This window comes from Sphingomonas sp. PL20 (assembly GCF_017875905.1).
Classification (GTDB): Bacteria; Pseudomonadota; Alphaproteobacteria; order Sphingomonadales; family Sphingomonadaceae; genus Sphingomonas; species Sphingomonas echinoides.
Genome location: NZ_JAGINH010000002.1, coordinates 1848084 through 1867940 on the forward strand (window position 1 = coordinate 1848084; position 19857 = coordinate 1867940).

Annotated in this window: 18 protein-coding genes and 1 tRNA gene; 9 read left to right on the forward strand and 10 right to left on the reverse strand. The window is 65.0% G+C overall.

Features of this window, described 5'->3' with window-relative positions; all coding sequences use genetic code 11:
* Positions 1 to 14 precede the first annotated feature (14 nt).
* The 3 genes from nadA to H4W01_RS08410 are packed head-to-tail and all read left to right on the forward strand — an operon-like array spanning position 15 to position 2582.
* Complete coding sequence (gene nadA / locus H4W01_RS08400) at positions 15 to 1016, forward strand: quinolinate synthase NadA (RefSeq protein ID WP_209610663.1); 1002 nt, start codon at positions 15 to 17, stop codon at positions 1014 to 1016.
* The gene (gene nadC, locus H4W01_RS08405; RefSeq protein WP_209610664.1) at positions 1013 to 1858 is read left to right on the forward strand and encodes a carboxylating nicotinate-nucleotide diphosphorylase; all 846 of its coding nucleotides are present in this window, start codon (positions 1013 to 1015) and stop codon (positions 1856 to 1858) included. The genes nadA and nadC overlap by 4 nt, the downstream gene beginning before the upstream one ends.
* A gap of 10 nt (positions 1859 to 1868) precedes the next feature.
* Positions 1869 to 2582, forward strand: a complete 714-nt coding sequence (locus H4W01_RS08410) for a ribonuclease T2 family protein (protein ID WP_209610665.1) — start codon at positions 1869 to 1871, stop codon at positions 2580 to 2582.
* Positions 2583 to 2603: 21 nt separating this feature from the next.
* Here H4W01_RS08410 and H4W01_RS08415 read toward each other — a convergent pair whose 3' ends face one another.
* The 6 genes from H4W01_RS08415 to H4W01_RS08445 form a co-directional block, all read right to left on the reverse strand.
* Entirely contained in the window at positions 2604 to 3014 is a 411-nt protein-coding gene (locus H4W01_RS08415; protein ID WP_029622326.1) for a DUF4112 domain-containing protein, read from the reverse strand.
* A gap of 27 nt (positions 3015 to 3041) precedes the next feature.
* Positions 3042 to 4520: an ABC transporter substrate-binding protein gene (locus tag H4W01_RS08420; RefSeq protein WP_334685205.1), complete on the reverse strand. Its 1479-nt coding sequence runs from the start codon at positions 4518 to 4520 to the stop codon at positions 3042 to 3044.
* A gap of 79 nt (positions 4521 to 4599) precedes the next feature.
* Positions 4600 to 5913, reverse strand: coding sequence for a formate dehydrogenase accessory sulfurtransferase FdhD (gene fdhD / locus H4W01_RS22820; protein ID WP_334685206.1), 1314 nt, complete (start codon positions 5911 to 5913; stop codon positions 4600 to 4602).
* 7 nt (positions 5914 to 5920) lie between these two features.
* Entirely contained in the window at positions 5921 to 6730 is an 810-nt protein-coding gene (locus H4W01_RS08435; RefSeq protein ID WP_209610666.1) for a formate/nitrite transporter family protein, read from the reverse strand.
* A 74-nt stretch (positions 6731 to 6804) separates the two neighbouring features.
* Positions 6805 to 7266, reverse strand: a complete 462-nt coding sequence (locus H4W01_RS08440) for a hypothetical protein (RefSeq protein WP_209610667.1) — start codon at positions 7264 to 7266, stop codon at positions 6805 to 6807.
* A 71-nt stretch (positions 7267 to 7337) separates the two neighbouring features.
* On the reverse strand, positions 7338 to 9638 hold the full coding sequence (locus tag H4W01_RS08445; RefSeq protein WP_209610668.1) for an FdhF/YdeP family oxidoreductase: 2301 nt from the start codon (positions 9636 to 9638) through the stop codon (positions 7338 to 7340).
* Positions 9639 to 9919: 281 nt separating this feature from the next.
* Here H4W01_RS08445 and H4W01_RS08450 point away from each other — a divergent pair, with 281 nt between their 5' ends.
* Both H4W01_RS08450 and H4W01_RS08455 read left to right on the forward strand, forming a co-directional pair.
* Positions 9920 to 10804 carry a 2-dehydro-3-deoxygalactonokinase gene (locus H4W01_RS08450; protein ID WP_209610669.1) on the forward strand — a complete coding sequence of 295 codons (885 nt, stop codon included), beginning with the start codon at positions 9920 to 9922 and terminating at the stop codon, positions 10802 to 10804.
* Positions 10801 to 11433 (forward strand): 2-dehydro-3-deoxy-6-phosphogalactonate aldolase, encoded by a 633-nt coding sequence (locus H4W01_RS08455; protein WP_209610670.1) that lies wholly within the window; start codon positions 10801 to 10803, stop codon positions 11431 to 11433. Before H4W01_RS08450 ends, H4W01_RS08455 begins: the two co-directional genes overlap by 4 nt.
* A 39-nt stretch (positions 11434 to 11472) precedes the next feature.
* Here H4W01_RS08455 and H4W01_RS08460 read toward each other — a convergent pair whose 3' ends face one another.
* A complete protein-coding gene (locus tag H4W01_RS08460) occupies positions 11473 to 12624 on the reverse strand; it encodes an aldose epimerase family protein (protein WP_209610671.1) in 1152 nt (383 codons plus the stop codon).
* Between the two features lie 117 nt (positions 12625 to 12741).
* Here H4W01_RS08460 and araD1 point away from each other — a divergent pair, with 117 nt between their 5' ends.
* From araD1 to H4W01_RS08475, 3 genes are all read left to right on the forward strand, one after another.
* Entirely contained in the window at positions 12742 to 13722 is a 981-nt protein-coding gene (gene araD1 / locus H4W01_RS08465; protein ID WP_209610672.1) for an AraD1 family protein, read from the forward strand.
* Positions 13719 to 14645, forward strand: a complete 927-nt coding sequence (locus H4W01_RS08470) for a Gfo/Idh/MocA family protein (protein WP_209610673.1) — start codon at positions 13719 to 13721, stop codon at positions 14643 to 14645. Before araD1 ends, H4W01_RS08470 begins: the two co-directional genes overlap by 4 nt.
* Before the next feature lie 184 nt (positions 14646 to 14829).
* Complete coding sequence (locus tag H4W01_RS08475; RefSeq protein ID WP_435804124.1) at positions 14830 to 16131, forward strand: sugar MFS transporter; 1302 nt, start codon at positions 14830 to 14832, stop codon at positions 16129 to 16131.
* A gap of 194 nt (positions 16132 to 16325) precedes the next feature.
* Here H4W01_RS08475 and H4W01_RS08480 read toward each other — a convergent pair.
* From H4W01_RS08480 to rpsA, 3 genes are all read right to left on the reverse strand, one after another.
* Positions 16326 to 16411 (reverse strand) — tRNA-Leu (locus H4W01_RS08480).
* Between the two features lie 45 nt (positions 16412 to 16456).
* Complete coding sequence (locus tag H4W01_RS08485; protein WP_010402707.1) at positions 16457 to 16735, reverse strand: integration host factor subunit beta; 279 nt, start codon at positions 16733 to 16735, stop codon at positions 16457 to 16459.
* 162 nt (positions 16736 to 16897) lie between these two features.
* Entirely contained in the window at positions 16898 to 18625 is a 1728-nt protein-coding gene (rpsA, locus tag H4W01_RS08490; protein WP_010402708.1) for a 30S ribosomal protein S1, read from the reverse strand.
* 328 nt (positions 18626 to 18953) lie between these two features.
* Here rpsA and bla point away from each other — a divergent pair, with 328 nt between their 5' ends.
* Positions 18954 to 19850 carry a subclass B3 metallo-beta-lactamase gene (gene bla / locus H4W01_RS08495; RefSeq protein ID WP_334685207.1) on the forward strand — a complete coding sequence of 299 codons (897 nt, stop codon included), beginning with the start codon at positions 18954 to 18956 and terminating at the stop codon, positions 19848 to 19850.
* Positions 19851 to 19857 lie beyond the last annotated feature (7 nt).

The window sequence follows — 19857 nt, forward strand, 5'->3', positions numbered from 1 at the left end:
GCGGGAGCATGGTGATGGACGCACGTGGTGGTATCGGCGGAAGCCTGACCGGGCTCGATTTGAGGGCTGAGATCAATCGGCTGCGCAAGGAGCGCAACGCCGTGATCCTGGCGCATTATTACCAGAAGCCCGAAATTCAGGATCTGGCGGATTTCGTTGGCGACAGCCTTGATCTGTCGAAAAAGGCTGCGGCCACGGACGCCGACGTCATCGCCTTCTGCGGCGTGCGCTTCATGGCCGAGACCGCCAAGATATTGAGCCCCGACAAGATCGTGGTGCTGCCCGACATGGACGCCGGGTGCAGCCTGGAAGATAGCTGTCCGCCCGACCAGTTCGCCGCGTTCCGCGCCGCGCACCCTGATCATATCGCGCTGACCTATATCAACTGCTCGACCGAGGTGAAGGCGCTCTCCGACGTGATCGTGACGTCGTCGTCGGCCGAGAAGATCCTCAACCAGATCCCGCTCGACCAGAAGATCATCTTCGGGCCCGACAAGAATCTGGGCGGCTATCTCGCACGCAAGACCGGGCGCGAGATGCTGTTGTGGCCGGGCGTGTGCATCGTGCACGAGGCGTTCAGCGAAACCGAATTGCTCAAGCTGCAATTGCAACACCCGGGCGCGCCGGTCGCGGCACACCCCGAATGCCCGCCCTACATTCTCGATCATGCCGATTATGTCGGGTCGACCAGCGGTATCCTGGCCTATGCCGATGCGATGGCGGGCGACACGCTGATCGTCGCGACCGAGCCGCACATCATCCACCAGATGGAAAAGGCCGCACCGCTCAAGAACTTCATCGGTGCACCCGGCGCAGACGGCAATTGCAACTGCAATGTCTGCCCGTACATGGCGCTGAACACGCTGGAAAAACTCTACCTGGCCTTGCGTGACCTGACCCCGCGCGTGGAAATCGAGGAAGGGCTGCGGCTGCAAGCCAAGAAGAGCCTCGACGCGATGCTCGCTATGGCCAGCGGCACGGTGGGGCAGGGCGATCTGGGACCTGTAAGAGCATGACCTTCCAGCTCGATCGTTTCGACCTCGCTACCTTCGTGCAGGCGACGCTGGCCGAAGATTTGGGGCCGGGCGGCGACATTACCTCTGCCGCCGTCATTCCGGCGGAGGCGCGCTTTACCGGGGTGATGGACAGCCGCGATGCGATCGTCGTCGCTGGGCTGCCGATCGCCGAGGCGTTTTTCCGCGCGCTGGACTCGGATGTCGAAATCGAGCGGCTTGTCGAGGATGGGCAAGCCGTTGCGGCGGGCACCGATCTGCTGCGGCTCCACGGTCTGGCGCGGGCGATGCTGACGGCAGAGCGGTCGGCGCTCAACACGGTGCAGCATCTGTCGGGCATCGCGACGATGACCCGCGCTTACGTTGACGCGATTGCAGGCACCGGCGCGACGCTGCTCGACACGCGCAAGACCATTCCCGGTCTGCGCGTGCTGGGAAAATATGCGACGCGCATGGGCGGTGCGACCAACTATCGCATGGGCCTGTGGGACGCCGCGATGATCAAGGACAATCACGTCGCGGTGGCGGGGGGTGTCGGCCCGGCAACCGCGCGCGCGAAAGCCGCCGGGATCGCGCGGATCATCGTTGAGGTCGATGCGATCGACCAGATCGAACCCGCGCTGGCGGCGGGCGCGACGCATTTGCTGCTCGACAATATGGACGTGCCGACGCTGCGCGCGGCGGTGGCGCAAGTTGCCGGGCGCGTGCCGACCGAGGCGTCGGGCGGCGTGCGGCTCGACACGATCCGCGCGATTGCCGAAACCGGCGTGACCTATATCAGCGTCGGGCGCTTGACGCAGTCGGCTCCGGCGGCCGATATCGGGCTCGATTTCACGACAGTATAAGGGGCGGGCGATGCGGATGTCTCTGGCGATCGGATGCGGGGTGCTGGCGATGCTGCCGGTGGCAGCGCAGGCGCAAAGCTATCAATGCACTGTCCCGGCGACGCTGCCGCGCCCGCACCCCGATGTCGCCTCGGCCAGCCAACCGCAGCGTGTGCGCCCGATCACCGGCTATACCCTGGCGCTGACCTGGGCACCCGAATATTGCCACAAGAATTTCCGGGATCCGTCTGCCAAATTCCAGTGCCAGAGCGGCAATCGCTTCGGCTTCACGCTCCACGGCCTGTGGCCCGACGGGGTGGGCAAGGAATGGCCGCAATATTGCACCTCGACCGCGTTGCTGCCTGCGGCGCTGATCAAGGAGCACGTTTGCTCGACGCCCTCGCCGCAATTGCTCCAGCACGAATGGGCCAAGCACGGCACCTGCATGGGCACAACGCCCGATGCCTATTTCAGCAAATCGACCGGGCTTTACGCCAAGTTGCGCTACCCGGACATGGATGCCCTGTCGCGCAAGCCGCTCAATGCCGGGCAATTGGCCGAGGCGATTGCCGCCGCCAATCCCGGTATCCCCGCCAATGCTGTGCGCGTTACCGTCAACGCGATGGGCTGGCTGGATGAGCTGTGGCTGTGTCTCGACAAGCGCTTTGCCTATACGCGCTGCGAAACTGGCTCTGGCGGCATTGCCGGCAATGCCACCGTCAAAATCTGGCGCGGCAAGCGCTGAGCGCGTCTCCGCGCCGAGAGATCATCCGTTAATGGTGGCGGTCGACGGGTGATGCTTGTCGAGATGGCGCTTGATGATTTTCAGGTTGCGCGTGTTTGAGCGGAACAGGAAATCGGGAACGGCACCCACCACCGGAATGATACCCAGCAGAAAGTCGATGCCGACATTACCGAACATCCGGGCCATCTGGAGCTTGGACATGCCGAGATTGCGCGCCTCCCACACCATCCACGCGCCCATTGCGGCACCGATCGCATCGCCACCGATCGGGATCAGGTCCAAGATGACGTCGAGCCCGATCTTGCGGTTGAGCACCGGCACCGTGAACAGCCCTTCGAGCAAATGCTCCATCGCCTCAATTCGCTTGCGCACCGCGGCCGGATCGCGCCCCGCATAGCTGGAGGCAAACGCGCCGAGGGGCGGGGGGCTCATGCGAGTGGTGGTGTCGGCCATGTCACCTCAATTGGTGTCGCTGCGGAGATGATTCAACGGGTGCCACGCCCGCGAGTTCCCGGTCCACGCTTTCAATCGGATACTGACCAGCGACCAGCGCAGCGGACGCGCAATCGGGATGAAGGCGACTTCGCTGGCAAGGGCAGCATCGGCAATGGCGATTTGCTGCGCGCGCATCCGCGGCGAATCCGCGTCGCGGGCGGCGTCGATCGCGGTTTGCGTTGCCTCGCTGCAAAGCTGGCAGGCGGTTGCCACGTACCAACGCCCGCTATCATATGGCGCAACCGCGTCGATCAGGCGGAGATCGGCCGGGGCCTCGGCCGCAACGCGCTCGGGCACGATGCCAAGCGACACCAAGGCTGCGCCGACATAGCCGTAAAGCAGGTTCGCGCCGGGCCCATCGGGAAGCGCGACACGGATCGTGATCTCGCCCGGATGGGTGGTCTTCCAACGCGCGATGCGGGCTGCGGGATTTTCGGCCGTGCCGTTTTCGGTTTGCGCCCATGCCGGGATGGCGGGGGGAGCAGCCGAATCCAGTTGCTCGGGCAGCAATTGCGATACCGGTGCCCAATCGGGGGAAATGGTGGCGGTGAACGCGGCTCGGTCAAAGGCCTGGGCGATCGCCGCGCGATTGGCGGGATCAGCCAGCACTCCCGCGCGGTTGACGATCGCCAGACCGAAGAGGCCAGCGGCTGGATCGAGCCGTCGGTTGATGGGCGCAATCTGGGTGAGGCCGACCAGCGGCCAATCCGCGAACGTGCCGCCGGTTACGAGTTGGGCCTCGCGCCGCTCGAACCGCACGATCGCGCGCGCCGCGCGCTCGCCAATCAAGCGGATGTTGGCAGCCGCAGGCGGTTCGACCGCATCTTCGTCGGGGCTGCGGGCCGGGTCGAAGGCGGGGCGCAGGAGAACGCTGCGCCCGCGTTGTGCGGTGGCGCGATACGGGCCGCTGCCGCCGGGTGGTTTGGTGCGGAAAATCGCCAGTTCGGGCTGGGCGAACAGCTTGAGCAAATCCGGCCGTGGCCGCTTCAGGCGGATCTCGATGACCTCGGGCGTCATTTCGACGATTTCGTCGATCGCGGTCAGATAGGGGTGCAACGCGTTGCGGGACCCTGCTGCGATTTGACGGCGCAGCACCTTGACCACCTCGGCGGCGGTGACCTTTTCGCCGTCATTCCATTCGCTGTCGCGCAAGCGGAAGATATAGCTCCGTCCCTGGTCGATCACGCTCCACCGTTCGGCCACGCCCGGTTCGATCTGGCCGCTCGCGTCGAAGCGCACCAGGCCCTGCGCGGTCGCGTCGAGCATGAGCCGGGCGGGCGTGTCGAGCGCGCCGCGCGCGGGATCGGCCAATGCGGGAGCCGCTCCGATCGCGCTGACCGTCACCGGACCGTCGTCACCCCGCGCATTGCACCCGGCGAGCAGGGCCAGCGCGGCAAGGGCGGTATGGCGGATCCTCTCAGGGTGCGTGGGTACTCGGAGCATGGCCGCCCTTGTGCCACCCGGTCGCGGTGCGCGCCACCCGATCGTTCGCTATTCGACCGGGATTGGTGGCGCGATCGTCTTACCCGAACGACCGATGCGGATCGTGCGCGATCAACATCGTATCGTCGCGCGCGATAACGGCGAGCGCCAGCCCCGCTTCGCGCGCGCGGTCGATGGCGAGGCTGGTGGGTGCGCTGATCGTGATCAGCATCGGGAATCCCGCCCGGACCGTCTTTTCCACGAGTTCCTGGCTGCACCGGGCCGATAGCAACACGAAGCCGGTGGCGCTCGAGATGCCGTGGCGTGCCAGCGCCCCGATCAACTTGTCGAGCGCGTTGTGGCGGCCGACATCTTCGCGCGCGAGCACGATATCGCCGGCCGGGCTGCAAAAGGCAGCAGCATGCGTGGCACCCGTCGCGCGCCCGAGCCGCTGGTGATTGCGCAACTCGCCGAGCGCGCGCGCGACGGCAGCGCGCGGGAGCGATATCCGGGCGGTGACCGGGGGCAGCGGCGCAAGCGCGGCCGCGATGCTGTCGATCCCGCATATGCCGCAGCCGCTTTCCGAAACACGCGTGCGGGCGCGCGCGAGGACGCGGGGGGTGGAGCGTTGCGGGAGTTCGGCGCGGACGATCCAGCCGCCGTCGACCGCCACGATGCTCGGCTCGGTCAGCTCGGCGAGCGTCGCCAGCCCTTCGCTGATCGTGAAGCCGGTGACGAAATCGGCCAGATCGGTCGGCGTGCCCATCATCACGGCATAGCCGATGCCGTTATACTCAATCGCGATCGGTGCTTCGACCGGCACGCTGCGATCGATCGCCGCACCGGGCGTGTCATCATAGGCAACCCGCAGCACCGGCACATCGCGGACCGCCGCGGTCAGATGCGCGAGGTCGTCGGGGCGGTTGATGTTGACCAAGCCCAGCTCGGTGTCGTCGATCCGGCGGGCGTCGGTGAGCGCGATCCAGGATTCGAGCGAGCGCGCGCCGGTGGCGATATGGGTGTCGAGCCGGATGGCGAGCGATGTCGGCCACCAGCCGATCGCCGTCTGCCGGTCCAGCACCGCCGCGCCCGCGCCTTCCAGCAAGCGTCGCAGCGTGGTGGGCAAGGGATGGACGTCGACGGGCACGGTCAGCACGGCATCATATCCGTGCACGGCAGCATAATGCAGCGCGGCATTCAGCGCGCCGAGCGGCCCGAGCCCCGGTTCCGGTCGGTCGGCGACGCTCTCCAGGCCATCCCAGACGCGTCCGCACAGCACCACATGGTCGACCTGTGGCGATAGCGCGGCTGCGCAGTGCGCGAGCAGCGGGGCACCGTTCCACTCCGCGAGCGCTTTGTCGGTGCCGAAGCGGCGCGACTGCCCCCCGGCCAGGATCGCGCCTAGCGCGCGCATGGCACGCTCATTTCGCCTCCGCGTCGCTCCGCACCTGCGCGTGCGCCAGCAGCGCGAAAATGCCCGCGCCGCCGAGCAGATTGCCGAGGATCGCCGGGATTAACGACGACGATATCAACGCGAGCGCCGATGCCTTGCCGCTGAAGATCAGCAGGAAAACCTCGGACGAGCCAACGATCGAATGGCTGAACCCGGCGAGCGCGACGAGATAGGTGATCGCGCTGATGATCAGGAAGGATTGCGCGCGGGCGCTTGGCAGCGTCCAGGCGAGGATGGCGATGAAGAAGCCGGCCGGAACCGCGTTGACGAAGGTGGCACCCGCGCCGAGCATCGTTACCTTGGTCGCAACCGCGATCATCGCGGTACGCAGCGCGTCATCGCCGATCAGCCCGCCCGCCATCGCCGACGCGACCAGTGCAGTGCCTGTGAGATTGGCGAGGATTACCAGCCCCCACAGCCGGAGCGTAAGCCCCAGCGCCGCAAGCGAAGGCTTGGTGGCGAGCGGCAGCATCGCGGTGATCGTGCTTTCGGTGAACAACTGCATCCGCCCCAGCACGACAATCAGGAATCCGATCGGATAGCCGAGCGACACCACCGCCGGTCGCCACGGTGCATCGGGCAGATGCGCATAAAGCGCACCTTCGAACAGAAGCGAGGCGTTGATCGCGATTCCCGCCGCAAGGCCCGACCATAATAAGGCGGCGGCTGGGCGTTTGACCGCGGTTTCGCCCTCTTCGCGCACCGTTCGGTGAAGGTCGGTCGCATCGGCCGCACCGAGATCATCGTCGCTTTTGGGGGTGTTTTTGCTGGAGGCCATCGGTCAGTTGCTATGCACAAAAGCGCGGCGTGGCTAGCGCACGCCAGAAGGCGCGCGGACAATCTACCGTCATACTAAGACACGAAGAGGGTTCGAATGTCCCCCTGGCGCTTCCAGCCTTTCGCCGTACGAATATAGTGGGCCTCGAAACCCGAGCCGCATAATCCGGTACAAGAAACATCCATTCGGACAGTCGCGGTTTTGAGGTCGGCACCGATCTCGGGAACTTCGATCGAGTAGATGAAGGCGGCCTTAATCGCCTGCCCCGCTATGGGCACGTGCATGTTTGCTCGTGCCCGCGCGTCTCTATCCGCCAGCGGATAGCCAGCCGGAATCTCACTCACAAGTTTTGGGCAAACTTCCAGGACATCGGTTCGTTCAGCGTCGTGACCCGCATAGTAGAGATCGGCGCTTCGTTCGCGATTAGTGCTGGGCAGGTCCTGCAACGCCACGCGTCCGACTTCGCATATCGCGTCGGCTTTGGCTGCGCTCGACGAAACGGAAGCTGCCATCAAGACAAACACCGTGATGATCATTGTTCATCCCCCAAGAGCAGGACTTTCCCGGTACTGACGATGTTACAGTACATGAGACACGTAGGCCAATCTTACGAGCCTGGGTATCGCTCCGCTTCCACCCGTACCGGCACCGATTTCGACGCGGGCGTGCCCGATAGCGCGTCGTGATGCTGCATCGGCACCAGCACGTTGCATTCGGGGTAATAGCCGGCGATCGTGCCGCGCGGAAGCTGGTAGGCGGTCAGTTTCAGGCCGCTCAGACGGCGGTCGTGGCCGTCGGCCACATCGGCGATGAGCGTGATCGTCTGGCCATCGGTGAGCCCAGCCTCGGCAATGTCCTCCGGGCACATCAGCACGATGTCGCGCGAGCCTTCGAGCCCGCGCAGCCGGTCCGAATAGCCGTAGATCGTGGTGTTGAACTGATCGTTCGAGCGCATCGTGATGAGGCGGTAGCGGCCCGGCGCATCCTGAAAGCCGACCGAATTGAGCGCGTCGGGCGTGGTGAACACCGCCTTGCCCTCGGGCGTCTTCCACACCCGCTCATGCGCGCCATTGCCGCGATAGAAGCCGCCCGCCTGATACATGCGTTTGTTATAATCGCGGAAATCGTCGGGATAGGTGCGTTCGATCAAGTCGCGTACCAACCCGTAATCGGCCGTCCAGGCGTCCCATTGCAGCGCGGGCAGCGGCGGGAGCGTCGCCTTGGCGATGCCGGCGACGATCGCCAACTCGCTCTTCACGCTCTCCGACACCGGCGCGCGATAGCCGATCGAGGCGCTGATCATCGAAAAGCTGTCCTCGCTGGTGATGGTCTGCGGTCCGCTTGCCTGCTCGTCCGTCTCGAAGCGACCGAGACAGGGGAGGATATAGGCCTGCTTCGCCGGGAACAGGTGGCTGCGGTTGAGCTTGGTCGAGACCATCACGGTGAGGTCCTGCGCTGCCCAGGCCGCCTCCATCCGGTGTTGATCGGGCACGGCGCGGACAAGGTTGCCGCCAAGCGAGATGAACGCTTTCACCTTGCCCTCGAACAACGCCTCGGCGGCGTGGACGATGTTCATGCCGTCCTCGGTCGGCGGATCGAAGCCGAACAGTTCCTTTAATTTATCGAGCGGGACGAGATGCGCTTTCTCGGCAATGCCGACGGTGCGCTGACCCTGCACATTGCTGTGTCCGCGCACCGGGCAGCAGCCGGCACCCGGGCGACCGATATTGCCGCGCAGCAGCAGCAAATTGACCAGCATCGCGATGTTGAGCGCGCCGTGCGCATGTTGCGTCAGCCCCATGCCATAAACGCCGATCACCTTTTCGGCGGCGATATAGATGGCGGCGGCCTCGCGCAGCGCGGCTTCGGTCAGGCCGGATTCGCGCTCGATTTCGGCCCAGTCTGCGTCGCGGCACGATTGGATGAAGCTGTCGAAGCCAGTGGTGTGTTGCTGGACGAAGGCGTGATCGATCACTTCTGCGGTGCCCGCTGCCTTGGCGGCATCGTCGGCCTCGACCACGCATTTGCACAGGCCGAGGATCGCGGCGATGTCACCACCAGCCTTCACCTGGTGATATTGGTCGGAGATCGTGGTCTCCTTGCCGGTCAGCATCGCTGCGGGGCTTTGCGGATCGACGAAGGAGACGAGGCCCTGTTCGATGACGGGGTTGAAGGTGACGATCTTGCCGCCGCGATCCTTCAATTCCTTCATCGGGTGCAGGAAGCGGGGGCTGTTGGTGCCGGGATTCTGGCCGAATACGAAGAAGGCGTCGGTTTCGGCGAGATCCTCCCACACGATCGTGCCGACTGGCGAGCCAATCACCTTGGTTAGCCCGACCGACGTGGTCTCGTGGCACATGTTGGAGCTTTGCGGCAGGTTGTTGGTGCCGTGCACGCGCGCAAGCAGCGCGTAGAGATAGGAGGCTTCAAGCCCGGCATGGCCCGAGGCGTAGAACACCGCGCTGTTTTTGGGCAGCGCGGTGAGCGTCGCGCCGATCGCGGCGAACGCCTCGTCCCACGACACTTCCTCATAGCGGTCGGTCGCGGCATTGTAGCGCAGTGGGTGCGTCAGGCGGCCGGTTTTTTCGAGGTCGTGATCCTTCCAGTCGCGCAGCGCGGTGACGGTGTGGCCTTCCTCGTCCCAGAAGGCCGGGGTGCAGCGCGCGCTGGTGAGTTCCCACAGCGTCGCCTTCGCGCCGTTTTCGCAAAATTCGAAGGCCGAATAATTGGCGGGCTTGGGCCAGGCGCAGGAGACGCACATCACGCCCTTGGGCTTGTTGATCCGACCGAGACTGCGCAGCGCGGCGGGGCTGGGCAAGGCGTCGCCATAAGCGTGCGCGATTCCCCGCAGCGATCCCCAGCCACCAGCCGGACCAGCAGCGTGGGGAAGGTCCTTTTGCTCGGCCATGTCTGCGCGCCTTGTCGATACGATCGGGAATGTCAGATGCTGCTTACGCTGCAATCGCTCTCTGGCTCAACGCCGAATGCGCGACGAGGTTGCACGGCGGATCGCCCGCGCGTTGGTGGCGGGGCCAGATTCTGGCTGGTTGCGGGCTTGTCAGCGGGAAGAGAGTCGAACATGACGCCGCGCAGTGGCTGTGCTGATGCGGGGGTTGTGCCCCGAAATTCCGGAGGTTGGATGGCGGACGTTGCAAAGATCGGCCGCGACATGCGCGAGGCCGCGGGGCGATGACCGGATTGATCGGCATCGATTGGGGCACCTCCAACCTGCGGGGTTTTCGCTTCGATGCACATGGCACGGTGATCGAACGGCGTGCCTCACCGCGCGGCATTGCGACGATCGAGGATGGCGCATTCGAGGCGGTGCTGGGCGAACTGGTTGCGGGCTGGACTGGCGATCGGCGTCCAATCGTGCTGAGTGGCATGATCGGCAGCCGCAATGGCTGGCGCGAGGCCGCGTATCTGCCGTGCCCGGCGGATCCGGTCGCGCTGGCGGCGGCGACGCTCGGCTTCGATACGGCGCTTGGCCGTTGCCACATCGTGCCGGGCCTGGCGGTAAATCAGCCCGGTCGGCCGGGCGATGTGATGCGCGGCGAAGAGACGCAGATTCTGGGTGCGGGCGTGCGTGACGGCATATTGGTGCTGCCCGGTACGCATAGCAAATGGGCAACGCTGGAGGCGGGCCGCGTGACCGGTTTCCGCACGGCGATGACGGGCGAACTCTATGCGGTGCTGCTGCGGCACTCGCTGCTGGGCCGCCTGGCCGAGGATCCGGGCGCGCGCGACACCGGCGCTGGCTTTGCCCGTGGGGTGGAGCGGGCGCTGGCCGATCCGGCGCTGTCGCTGCTGCTGTTCTCAGCGCGGGCCGAGGTGTTGCTGGGCGGGCTGTCGCCGCAGGAGGTTGCGGCGTATCTGTCGGGTTTGCTGATCGGTGCCGAAATCGGCGCGATGATCGGGAGCGCGCACAGCAGCATCACCATGATCGGCGATCCCGCGCTCAGCGCACGCTATCGCACCGCCTTCGGCCTTGCCGGGCGACAGGACATCAATCTCGTCGATGGCGATGCGGCAACCGCCGCCGGGCTGTGGACGATCGGAAAGGAAATCCGATGACCTTCGAAGACGTGCTGCAAGAGCTTCCGCTGATCGCCATTCTGCGGGGGCTCACGCCGGCCGAGGCGGCACCGGTGGCGCGCGCTTTGTTCGCCTGCGGCTTCCGGTGCCTGGAAGTGCCGCTCAATTCGCCCGAGCCGTTTGCGAGCATCCGCGCCATCGTCGATACGCTGGGAGACACCGCGCTGGTCGGGGCGGGGACGGTGCTGCACCCGGACGATGTGCAACGCGTCAAGGATGCCGGGGGGCAGATCGTGATCTCGCCCAATTGCAATATCGAGGTGATCCGCGCGACCAAGGCGCTGGGGCTGGTGTCGCTGCCCGCCTTCTTCACTCCGAGCGAAGCCTTTGCCGCGATTGAGGCGGGGGCCGATGGATTGAAGCTGTTCCCCGCCGAAGTCGCCGGTCCGCAAGGCCTGAAGGCGATGCGGGCGGTGTTGCCGAAGGCGATGCCGGTGTTTCCGGTCGGCGGCGTCGATGCCGAGACGATGGCCGCGTATTGCGCCGCCGGGGCGCGGGGCTTTGGCATCGGATCGTCGCTATATGCGCCGGGTCGTTCGGCTGACGACACCGGCGCGCGCGGACGTGCGCTGGTTACCGCCTTCCGGGCGGCGCGCGCCACCGCGTAGGTCGCGCGCCGCCCGGTCGACGGGGCCTGTCGCTAAGCCTTAGCGCGTGGTCGACAAGCGGAAGATCATCCGGTGGTGATAAGGGTGTGCCGGATCGACGCGCGCCGATCCGAACGCCGGTTGGTTGGGCGTGTCGGGGAAGAGCTGCGGCTCGAGCGCGATGCCGTCGCCCATCCGGTACAGGTGCCCGCTTTTTCCGATCAGCGTGCCATCCAGGAAATTGCCGGTGTAGAGCTGAACGCCGGGTTCGGTCGTCAACACCTCGAGCACGCGACCCGACGCCGGATCTTCCAGCCGCGCCGCGAGCTTGGGCTCCTTTGTCCGCCCGGCATCGAGCACGAAATTGTGATCATAGCCGCGGCCGAACACGATTTGCGGATCGGTGCCGTCGCGTATGCCATCCTGCAGCACGCGCCCGTGCGTGAAATCAAACACGCTGCCCGCGACGGGCTTCAGCACGCCGGTCGGGATCAGCTGCGCGTTGACGGGCGTGTAACGGGCGGCGGGGATAGTCAGCCGGTGTTGCAAGGCACCCTGCGGCGCGCCATCCCCAGCGAGATTGAAGATCGCGTGGTTGGTGAGGTTGACGATCGTCGGCGCGTCGCTGGTCGCATCATAGTCGATCGTCACATTGCCGGTGTCATCGAGCGCGTAAGTGGCGGTGACCGCCAGCGTGCCGGGATAACCCTGGTCGCCCGCTGCACTCGTCAGCGCGAAGGTGACGCGCGCGGTGGGGCCGGAGGTGACCGAGACGACGCGCCAGGGCAGTTTATCGAAGCCCTTGGTCCCGCCGTGCAGCGAGTTGCTTTTGTCGTTCTGGGCGAGTTGGATGCTCTTGCCATCAAGCGTGAAGCGTCCGCCGGCAATGCGATTGGCATAGCGGCCAACGCTTGCACCCCAGAAATTGGGATGATCGACATAGCTTTGCAGATCGTCATAGCCGAGTTCGACATCGGCAAGCTTGCCGTCCCGGTCGGGGGCCTTCAACGCCTGCAGCGTCGCACCGAAGGAGATGATCGTCGCGCTGACGCCGTTCGCGCCCTTCAGCGTCACCGCTTCGACGGCCGTGCCATCGGCCAGCGTCCCGAACGGGCGTCGTTCCGCCGACGCGGCAAAAGCAGGCGTCGCAGCGCACGTCGCGAGCGCTGCGAGCAGCGTTGTTTTCGTCCAACCCAGACCGTTATGCCGCATAAACTCTCCCGTCGTTGACCAGTTTGATCTTGCTATATACTCAGACAAAATAGATGCAAAGGCCAGTCGGCGCGATTGTGGATGCCGCCGGACTGGTACAAATGACGGAGAAATAGAGTGACGGTTTCGCTGATTCAGATCCGCCAGCCAGACGGCGTGCGTGCCGTGGTCGTCGCGGAGGGCGATACGCTGCGGACCGTTCCGGGCGTGGCCACGGTGGTGGAATTGGCGCGCCGCGCGCTTGCCGAGCGGCGCAGCCTGGTCGAGATGGTCCAGGCGCTGGGCGAGGGCGCACCGGTTGATCTGTCAGGCGTCACCGTGCTCGCGCCGATCGACCACCCCGATACCGCGCATTTGCTGATGACGGGTACGGGCCTGACGCACCTCGGCTCGGCTGAAGGCCGCGACAAGATGCACCGCGCCATCAACGATGCCGCGCAGCAGACCGATTCGATGAAGATGTTCCTGATGGGCGTGGAGGGCGGCAAGCCCGAGGGCGACGCGGTCGGCGCGCAGCCCGAATGGTTCTTCAAGGGCGATGGCAGTGCGTTGATCGCACCCGACGCGCCGTTGCCTTCACCGTCATTCGCGCTTGATGCCGGGGAGGAGCCGGAAATTGCGGGCATCTACCTGATCGATGAGGACGGTACGCCGGTGCGCCTCGGCTTTGCGCTCGCCAATGAGTTTTCCGATCATGTCACCGAACGCGGCAATTATCTGTGGCTCGCCCATTCCAAATTGCGGCCGGCGGCGCTCGGCCCGGAATTGCTGATCACCCCCTTGCCATCGCATGTCGAGGGCAGCAGCAAGATCCTGCGCGATGGCGCGACGCTGTGGGAAAAGCCGTTCGTATCGGGCGAAGCCAATATGTCGCACAGCATCGCCAATCTTGAGCATCACCATTTCAAATATGCGCTGTTCCGGCGTCCCGGCGACGTGCACGTCCATTTCTTCGGCACGGCGACGCTGTCGTTCAGCGACGCGGTGCAGACCCAGGCGGGCGACATTTTTGAGATTGCGGCGGCACCCTTCCGCTACCCCGTGCGCAACCCGATCGGTGCGGAACCCGCCACGCCTGTGTCGGTAAAAACCCTGTGAGCCCGATCCGCATCGCCATCGTTGGCCTCGGCAAGATTGCCCATGACCAGCATTTGCCGGCGATCGCAGGGTCGCCCGAGTTTGAATTGGTCGCGGCGGCAACGCTGGCCGGGACGCTCGCCGATGTGTCGGTGTTCGCGTCGGTGGAGGCCATGCTCAATGCCGACATCGCGATCGATGCGGTGGCGATGTGCCAGCCGCCGCAAGCGCGGTTCGATGCCGCCGTGCAGGCGATCCGCGCGGGCAAGCATGTCCTGCTGGAAAAGCCGCCCGGCGCGACCCTGTCCGAGGTCGAGGCGCTGACGCGCTTGTCCGAAGCGGCGGGGACGACGCTGTTCGCAGCCTGGCATTCGCGGTTCGCGCCCGCAGTGCACGACGCCCGCGCATGGCTGACCGAACGGCGCATCAACCATGTCGAGATCACCTGGAAAGAGGATGTCCGGCGCTGGCATCCCGGGCAGCAGTGGATTTGGGAGCCGGGCGGGCTCGGTGTGTTCGACCCCGGCATCAACGCGCTGTCGATCGCGACGCGCATTCTGCCGCGCCATTTCTATTTGCACGACGGAACGCTCGACTTCCCCGCGAACCGTGCAGCGCCGATCGCCGCCGAGCTCAACATGATCGGGATGAGTGGGGCGCCGGTCCACGCCGTGTTCGATTGGCGGCAGACCGGCCCACAGACATGGGATATCGTCGTCGATACCGATGACGGCACGCTGGCGCTGACGCATGGCGGCAGCCGCTTGGCGATCAACGGCGTGGTTCGGGAAAGCGCCCCTGAGGCCGAATATGCCGCGCTCTATCACCACTTTGCCGCGCTGATCGCAAAAGGCGAGAGCGATGTCGACCGCACCCCGCTGCGACTGGTCGCCGACGCCTTTCTGCGCTGTCGCCGCCGCGATACGGACCCCTTCGACGATTGAATCCGCCTTAGCGGGCGCACGACGATCGTGACCGGCCGCACCGCTTTGCGGGCTGGATTCGTGCGCCGGTCTTCAACATCTTGCGCGCTGGCACCGTGCGCCATCCGCAGCGCGATCGGCGTTTGACGCGCTCGCTGGCCACATATACTCAGACAATAGAGGATTGATTCAGGAGAGACAGGTAATGGCGATGGTGGCCCCAGTGGCGCGGATATCGGAAGGCGCGAGCGGACCAAAAGCAGGGCGGGCGCTGGCACTGCTTGCCAGCCTGTTCTTCATGTGGGGCTTCATCACCGTCATCAACGGTACGCTGTTGCCGCACCTGCGCAGCGTGTTCGCGCTGAGCTACACGCAGACCACGTTGATCGAATCGGTCTGGTTCATCGCCTATTTCTTCGCCTCGATCCCATCGGCGATGGTGATCGAACGGGTTGGCTATCAGCGCTCGATGGTCATCGGCCTGACGATGATGGCGGTGGGTGCGCTGATCATGGTGCCCGCGGCAAAGCTGCCCTCTTATGAGGTCACGCTGTTCGCGCTGTTCGTGATCGCCAGTGGCATCACGCTGCTGCAGGTGGCGGCCAACCCCTATGTCTCGGTGCTGGGCAAGCCCGAGACCGCGTCATCGCGGTTGAACCTGGTGCAGGCGTTCAATTCGGCAGGGGCGACGCTCGCGCCGCTGTTCGGCGGCTATCTCATCCTTGGCCGCACGACCTCGGGCACGGCCGCGGCAGGGGCTGCGGCCTTGACCCCGGCCGAGCGGCTGGCCGACGCGCAATCGGTGGTACTGCCTTATGTCATCGTCGCTGTTGTCCTTGCGGTGCTGGCGGTCATCATCGCACGCTTCCCGCTGCCGCCAATGGGCGTCGCGACGCAGCGCGCCGCCAAAGCCCCCCCCTCGGGCAAGTCGCTCGGCTATCGCATCGCGCATCATCCGCTGTGGCAGCACCGCAATCTCGTGCTCTGCATCCCGGCGATCTTCATTTACCTGATCGCCGAGATCGGCGTCGGCAACCTGTTCATCAACTTCGTGTCGCAGCCCGAAATCGGCAATCTGACGCACCAGCAGGCGTCCAATTATCTGTTCCTGTTGTGGGGCGGAATGATGGTGGGCCGTTTGGTCGGGGCGTTCGCAATGCAGCGGGTCGAGGCCGGGCACGCGCTGGCAGTGGCCAGTATCGGCGCGACGATCGTGATGCTGGTCGCTGCCTTCACCACCGGCCATGTCGCGATGTGGGCGCTGATCTCGGTCGGGCTGTTCCACTCGATCATGTTCCCGACGATTTTCACGCTGGGCATCAAGGGCCTTGGGCCGCTGACCGAGGAAGGGTCGGGCCTGCTAATCATGGCGATCGCAGGCGGCGCACTGGTCGTGGTGCAGGGATGGCTGGCCGACAGCTATGGCCTGCAGACGTCGTTCCTGTTGACCGCCGCGTGCGAAGTCTATGTGCTGTTCTACGCGCTGTGGGGCAGCAAGACGGCATAGCCGCGCTGACGGGCGCACGGCCGGGTTGGCCGTGCGCCGGTTATGGGTGCCGGTTATGGGTGCCGGTTATGGGTGCCGGTTATGGGTGCCGGTGATGGGTGCCGGTGATGGGGGTCGTCCCGGTCCACGCTCAAGCGACCGGGACGCACCGCCTGCTCCTGCCAGGGCAGGGCGCATCGTTTCAGAGATATAAATGGTGCGGACGGCGGGACTCGAACCCGCACACCCTGAGGGCGAGGGATTTTAAGTCCCGTGCGTCTACCAATTTCGCCACGTCCGCATGTGCGGAAATTCCAAGCGTACCGCGCGGGTTGCGTCAAGTCGCTTAGACGTTGAGACGCGCGCGCATTTCCTTGCCAGGCTTGAAATACGGGACGCGCTTCGCGCCGACATCGACCAATTCGCCAGTGCGGGGATTGCGTCCGGTACGCGCATCGCGCGCGCGGGTCGAAAAGGCACCGAAGCCGCGGAGCTCAACACGTCCGCCCAGTGCCAGTCGCTTCGTGATCTCGTCGAAAAAGGTGGTCACCAGCGCCTCGATGTCGCGCATCGACAGATCGGGATTTTCGGCAGCCAGTGTCTGTACCAGTTCTGATCGGATCATCGTGTCGTTTCCCCCTGCCGTCGTGGCCATACCCTTGCGGTACAAAAAGGCCGCTTCGGTCATGTTTTTTATCGCAATTCTGTCATTTACGATAGCCACGAAACGACGGGGAAAGACAGGGCAGGGCTACTCCATTTGGATGAATAACCCCGCCCTTTACGCTTACTTCTTGCTGTCGGCACCCTGCGCCTTGAGCGCTGCACCGAGGATGTCGCCCAGCGACGCGCCCGAGTCGGACGAGCCATATTGTGCAACGGCCTGCTTCTCTTCGGAGATCTGCATCGCCTTGATCGAGAAGGTCGGCTTCTTCGAACGGTCGAAACCGGTGACCATGGCGTCGAACTTCTGACCGGTCTGGAACCGCTCCGGACGCTGCTCGTCGCGATCGCGGCCGAGGTCGGTGCGCTTGATGAAGCCGGTCGCGCCGTCGTCGCCGACCTGCACTTCGAGACCCGCATCGCGGACTTCGAGCACGGTGACCGTGACGATGGCATTCTTGTTGAGGCCCGACGAAGCGTTGCCGCCTGCCGCTGCCGCACCGGCTGCCGGAGCACCACGCTCAAGCTGCTTCATGCCAAGCGAAATGCGCTCCTTCTCGGCATCGATGTCGAGCACGATCGCCTGAACGACTTCGCCCTTGCGATGCAGGTTGAGCGCGTCTTCGCCCGACACGCCCCAGGCGATGTCCGACATGTGGACCATGCCGTCGACGTCGTTGTCGAGGCCGATGAACAGACCGAATTCGGTCGCGTTCTTGACTTCGCCTTCAACGGTCGAACCGATCGGATGCGCCTCGGCGAAGGCCTCCCAAGGGTTGCTGATCGCCTGCTTGAGGCCGAGCGAGATGCGGCGCTTGTCGGGATCGACCTCGATGACGACGACGTCGACTTCTTGGCTCGTCGACACGATCTTGCCGGGATGGACGTTCTTCTTGGTCCAGGACATTTCGGACACGTGGACCAGGCCTTCGATGCCCGGCTCGAGCTCGACGAACGCACCATATTCGGTGATGTTCGTGACGCGGCCCGACAGCTTGGCGCCGACCGGATACTTGGCGGCGGCGCCTTCCCACGGATCGCTCTCGAGCTGCTTCATGCCGAGCGAGATGCGCTGCGTGTCCTTGTTGATGCGGATGATCTGAACGCGGACGGTATCGCCGATGTTCAGCACTTCCGACGGATGACCAACGCGCTTGTAGCTGAGGTCGGTGACGTGCAGCAGGCCATCAATGCCGCCCAGATCGACGAACGCACCGTAATCGGTGATGTTCTTGACGACGCCGTCGATGATCTGGCCTTCAGCGAGGCTGAGGATCAGGCCCGAACGCTGCTCGGCGCGGGTTTCTTCGAGGATCGCACGACGCGACACGACGATGTTGCCGCGCTTGCGGTCCATCTTGAGGATCTGGAACGGCTGCGGAATGTCCATCAGCGGGGTGACGTCGCGCACGGGGCGGATGTCGACCTGCGAACCCGGCAGGAAGGCGACGGCACCGTTGAGGTCGACCGTGAAGCCGCCCTTGACGCGGCCGAAGATGACGCCCTCAACGCGGGCAGTCTTGGCGAATTCGGTTTCGAGCGTGTCCCAGGCGGCTTCGCGGCGTGCGCGGTCGCGCGACAGCATCGCTTCGCCGTGCACATTCTCGACGCGGTCGACGAACACTTCAACTTCGTCACCGACCTTCAGGTCTGCCTTCTGGCCCGGCATCGCGAATTCGCGCAGCGGAACGCGGCCTTCCGACTTCAAGCCGACGTCGATGACGGCGAGGTCGTTTTCAATCGCGGTGACGGTGCCCTTGACGACGCGGCCTTCGAAGCTGTCGGCACCGCCGAGCGTCATTTCGAGAAGGGCGGCGAAATCGTCGCGGGTTGGGTTTGCCTGAGTGGCCATAAAGTCTTGTATTCCTAAATCATGTTCCGGCCAGCCGGTTGTCTCCGGCGGTCTTGGCCTATGGTGTCGGGCTGGCCGTATGCGCAACCCGACATCCGTCGATCGGAGTGGATGGAGGGGCAAGTCGCGCGAATGCGAAAAGGGCGCGAGAGGACATGCCTGTCGCGCCAGCCTCCGTGAACACCGCTCACCGGACCGCAGCCCTATAGCGGGATATGCGGCAGCGGGCAAGCCGTAGGAGGGCGTTGAAGCCACGGTGCCGGTGGCTATACCAGATAAGGAAAGATCATAGGGGGGCGATATGCGGAAGTACCGATCGGCGATGGGAATGAGCGCGGTATTGATGATCGGCGGCAGCGCCGTAGCGCAAGCCGTCGACGACCCGCTGACCCGCCCGATCGCCACCGATTATGCCGCGCGCTGGCTGGCCCCGCAGCCGCCCAAGCGGATCTATGGCAACACCTATCTGGTCGGCTTCCGCAAGATGAACGTCGCGCTGATCGATACCGGGGCGGGGCTAATCCTGATCGACGCGGCGCTCCCGCAATCCGTGGCGGCGGTCGAGGCTAATATTCGCGCGCTGGGGTTCAAGCTGCGCGACGTGAAGTTCATTCTCAGCACCGAGCCGCATTATGACCATGCCGGCGGGCTCGCCGCGCTCGCGCGCGATAGCGGCGCGACGGTGGTGGCGAGCGCCCCGGCCGCCAAAACGCTTCGGCAGGGGCATAGCGATGCCGATGACCCGCAATTCGGCCAATTACCCAATCTTCCAGTGGTTACCGGCCCGCTGCGGGTGGTGAAGGATGGCGACGTGATCCGGCTGGGCAAAGTCGGCGTCATTGCGGTGGCCACGCCCGGCCATACCGCCGGAAGCACGAGCTGGCGGTGGCGCTCGTGCGAGGCCGGGCGCTGTTTGAACATGGTGTTCGCCTCCAGCATCAACCCGGTCTCGGTCGACGGCTACCGCTTTTCCGATCCGGCGCACCGCGCGATCGTCGCCACCTTCCGGCACACGATTGCGCGGGTCGGGGCATTGCCGTGCGATATGCTGTTTACGGCGCATCCCGACAATTCCGGCGGCGACGTAACGTTTGCACGGTTCGAGCAGCACCCGACGCCCAATCCGTTTATCGATCCGGCCGCGTGTCGAAAACTGAGTGTCAGCTATACGGGGATCGTCGACGCCCGGCTGGCCAAGGAAGCGCAGCCTGCCGACAGGCACTGAACGGTGC

Excerpts from the sequence above, each read along its gene's own strand:
- rpsA (WP_010402708.1), bottom strand. The coding sequence starts at position 18,625 with ATGGCCACTCAGGCAAACCCAACCCGCGACGATTTCGCCGCCCTTCTC.
- bla (WP_334685207.1), top strand. The coding sequence starts at position 18,954 with ATGAGCGCGGTATTGATGATCGGCGGCAGCGCCGTAGCGCAAGCCGTC.
- fdhD (WP_334685206.1), bottom strand. The coding sequence starts at position 5,913 with ATGCGCGCGCTAGGCGCGATCCTGGCCGGGGGGCAGTCGCGCCGCTTC.
- H4W01_RS08475 (WP_435804124.1), top strand. The coding sequence starts at position 14,830 with ATGGCGATGGTGGCCCCAGTGGCGCGGATATCGGAAGGCGCGAGCGGA.
- H4W01_RS08445 (WP_209610668.1), bottom strand. The coding sequence starts at position 9,638 with ATGGCCGAGCAAAAGGACCTTCCCCACGCTGCTGGTCCGGCTGGTGGC.
- nadC (WP_209610664.1), top strand. The coding sequence starts at position 1,013 with ATGACCTTCCAGCTCGATCGTTTCGACCTCGCTACCTTCGTGCAGGCG.
- H4W01_RS08435 (WP_209610666.1), bottom strand. The coding sequence starts at position 6,730 with ATGGCCTCCAGCAAAAACACCCCCAAAAGCGACGATGATCTCGGTGCG.
- H4W01_RS08415 (WP_029622326.1), bottom strand. The coding sequence starts at position 3,014 with ATGAGCCCCCCGCCCCTCGGCGCGTTTGCCTCCAGCTATGCGGGGCGC.
- H4W01_RS08485 (WP_010402707.1), bottom strand. The coding sequence starts at position 16,735 with ATGATCCGATCAGAACTGGTACAGACACTGGCTGCCGAAAATCCCGAT.
- H4W01_RS08460 (WP_209610671.1), bottom strand. The coding sequence starts at position 12,624 with ATGCGGCATAACGGTCTGGGTTGGACGAAAACAACGCTGCTCGCAGCG.
- H4W01_RS08450 (WP_209610669.1), top strand. The coding sequence starts at position 9,920 with ATGACCGGATTGATCGGCATCGATTGGGGCACCTCCAACCTGCGGGGT.
- H4W01_RS08440 (WP_209610667.1), bottom strand. The coding sequence starts at position 7,266 with ATGATCATCACGGTGTTTGTCTTGATGGCAGCTTCCGTTTCGTCGAGC.
- H4W01_RS08420 (WP_334685205.1), bottom strand. The coding sequence starts at position 4,520 with ATGCTCCGAGTACCCACGCACCCTGAGAGGATCCGCCATACCGCCCTT.
- H4W01_RS08410 (WP_209610665.1), top strand. The coding sequence starts at position 1,869 with ATGCGGATGTCTCTGGCGATCGGATGCGGGGTGCTGGCGATGCTGCCG.
- nadA (WP_209610663.1), top strand. The coding sequence starts at position 15 with ATGGACGCACGTGGTGGTATCGGCGGAAGCCTGACCGGGCTCGATTTG.
- H4W01_RS08455 (WP_209610670.1), top strand. The coding sequence starts at position 10,801 with ATGACCTTCGAAGACGTGCTGCAAGAGCTTCCGCTGATCGCCATTCTG.